Source organism: uncultured Georgenia sp. (assembly GCF_937958535.1).
GTDB lineage: Bacteria > Actinomycetota > Actinomycetes > Actinomycetales > Actinomycetaceae > Oceanitalea.
Window position 1 is genome coordinate 1 of record NZ_CALGNQ010000121.1, and the last position, 2,359, is coordinate 2,359.

Genomic DNA, 2,359 nt, shown 5'->3' on the forward strand with positions numbered 1-2,359 from the left:
AGCTCGACGGCACGGTCGACGTCGTCGTCTCCAACCCGCCCTACGTGCCGCCGGACGCCGTGCCGCAGGACCCCGAGGTCCGCGACCACGACCCCCACCTCGCGCTCTACGGCGGCGGTGCGGACGGCCTGGACGTCCCGCGTGCCGTGCTGCGCACCGCGGCGCGGCTCCTGCGGCCCGGTGGCGTCGTCGTCATGGAGCACGCCGAGGTGCAGGCCGCCGCCGTCCGCGCCGAGGTCACCGCGACCGGCGCCTTCACCGACGTCCACACCGTGCCTGACCTCACCGGCCGGGAGCGGATGGTGGTCGCACGCCGCGTCGCGCCCTGACGAGGGCGACCGCGCCCCAGCCGAGCCCCACGCCGACGACGTCGGCGACGACGTCCCACACGTCCCCCGACCGTCCCGGGTAGGCGACGTGCTGGACCACCTCGCTGACGACGGCGTGCCCCAGCCCGAGCGGCACGACCACCCGGGCCGGGAGACCGGCCCACAGCGCCGCCGTCACGACGAGGGCGAAGACCGCGACGTGCGCGACCTTGTCGGCACCCGGCACCGCGGTGGGACCGGCGTCCGGCACCGTCGGGGCGTAGAGCACGGCGAGGTGGAGGAGGACGGCGAGCACGAGCACGGCGCGGCGCACGGAGGGGGACATGGCAGGCGAGTGTCTCACCCCGACGGCACGTCGCGCGGCGTCCGCGCCGACCCGCCGGTCACTGCGTGCGGCCCGCCGGTCACCGCTTCCGGCCCGCCGGTCGCCGCCGGCACGAACCCTGCCCGGGCCGCGCCGCGGCGCAGGGTGGAGAGCACCGGGCGTCCGAGGAGGACGATGCCGAGCGCCGTCGTCGTCGCCCGGCCGATCTCCCACACCAGGGAGGTGGCCAGGGAGTAGAGGAGGAAGCGGTGGAGGTTGTCCCCGGCGGGTGCGCCGGGGACGAACGACAGCTCGGTGCCCAGCCCCAGCTGGAAGGGCCAGAAGGCGAAGTTCATCGCCAGCCCGAAGGCGAAGGAGGCGACGACGGCATAGCCCACGAGCAGCGCGATCTCCGCCCGCCCGCGCACCCTCCGGGGCAGGAGCCCGGCGCCCATCGCCAGCCAGGAGGCGGCGAGCATCTGGTACGGCAGCCACGGGCCGACGCCGCCGGTGAGGAGCGCCGAGGCGAAGAGCGTCGTCGAGCCGAGGACGAAGCCGAAGCCCGGCCCGAGCACCCGCCCGCCGAGCACCAGCGGGAGAAAGACGGTCTCGATCCCCGCCGTGCCCGCCGCGAGCGGGCGGAGCACCGCCCCCACCGCGGACAGCAGCCCGAGCAGCGCCACCGCCTTGACGTCGATCCCCCCGTCGGTGACCGCGACGAGCAGCACGACGAGGACGAGGAGCAGCACCACCCCGAGGACCACCGGGACGTGCACGACGTCGGCGCTCGCCGTCTCGGTGAGGAACAGCGGCCAGAGGAAGACGACGAGGCCGACCACCCCGGTCACCGCCAGGGCGACCAGCGTGCGGGTGGGCAGTGGGACGGCCGTCACGTCCGCACCCCGAGGGACTCACGGACCTCGGCGACGGTGAGGAAGCCGAGCGGGTGGAGCACCTTGGCCGTCTGCGGTGCGAAGGTGGGGGAGGCGACGAGGATCTCGCGCGCCGGCCCGTCGGCGACGACCTCGCCCTGCGCCAGGGTGACCACCCGGGTGGCGCAGCCCGCGACGAACTCGACGTCGTGGCTGGTCAGCACGACCGCCCCGCCCTGGGCGGCGTGCTCGGCGAGAACCGCGGCGAGCCGGGCCTTGGCGGCGTAGTCCAGGCCGCGGGTGGGCTCGTCGAGCAGGAGCACGGGCGGGGCGGCGGCGAGCTGGACGGCCAGGGCGAGTGCCAGCTGCCCGCCCTCGGACAGCGCGCGCGGGTGGGCGGCCGGGGAGATGCCGGGGGTGAGCCGGTCGAGGAGCAAGGCAGTGGTGCCGGGAGGGGCCCCGGCGTCGGTGTCGGCGGCGCCGCACTCGGCGGCGACCGACTCGTGGTACAGCAGGTGGGACGGGGTCTGCGGGACGAGCGCGACGCGCCGGCGGGCCGCGGCGGGGGAGAGGGTCGCGGGGTCCGGGGCCCCGGGCGCGGACGAGAGGCGGACATGCCCCGCCGCACGGGCACCGGAGCCCTGCAGCGCCCACAGCAGCGATGACTTGCCCGAGCCGTTGCGCCCCATGACGGCGGTGACCTCGCCGGCGTGGAGGTCGAGGTCGACCCCGCGCAGGGCGTGGACGGCGCCGTAACTGACGTGGAGGCCCCGGGCGGAGAGCAGCGGCTCGCCGGGCGCGGGGCGCGGGGCTGGTTGCCGCTGAGCCGTCGGTGGCAACTCAGCTGTCGGTGG

3 protein-coding genes and 1 pseudogene are annotated in these 2,359 nt (G+C 76.5%); 1 reads left to right on the forward strand and 3 read right to left on the reverse strand.

The features are described from left to right. Positions 1-329: pseudogene (locus tag Q0195_RS06685) on the forward strand (peptide chain release factor N(5)-glutamine methyltransferase); the annotation flags it as partial. Here the strand turns inward: Q0195_RS06685 and Q0195_RS06690 are convergent. From Q0195_RS06690 to Q0195_RS06700, 3 genes are all read right to left on the reverse strand, one after another. Then, a complete protein-coding gene (locus Q0195_RS06690) occupies positions 283-654 on the reverse strand; it encodes a VanZ family protein (protein ID WP_299276211.1) in 372 nt (123 codons plus the stop codon). The pseudogene Q0195_RS06685 and the gene Q0195_RS06690 sit on opposite strands and share 47 nt — an antisense overlap. Before the next feature lie 14 nt (positions 655-668). After that, complete coding sequence (locus Q0195_RS06695; RefSeq protein WP_299276214.1) at positions 669-1,526, reverse strand: ECF transporter S component; 858 nt, start codon at positions 1,524-1,526, stop codon at positions 669-671. Beyond that, a partial coding sequence (locus Q0195_RS06700; RefSeq protein ID WP_299276215.1) for an ATP-binding cassette domain-containing protein occupies positions 1,523-2,359 on the reverse strand: 837 nt, incomplete at its 5' end. The genes Q0195_RS06700 and Q0195_RS06695, both read right to left, overlap by 4 nt.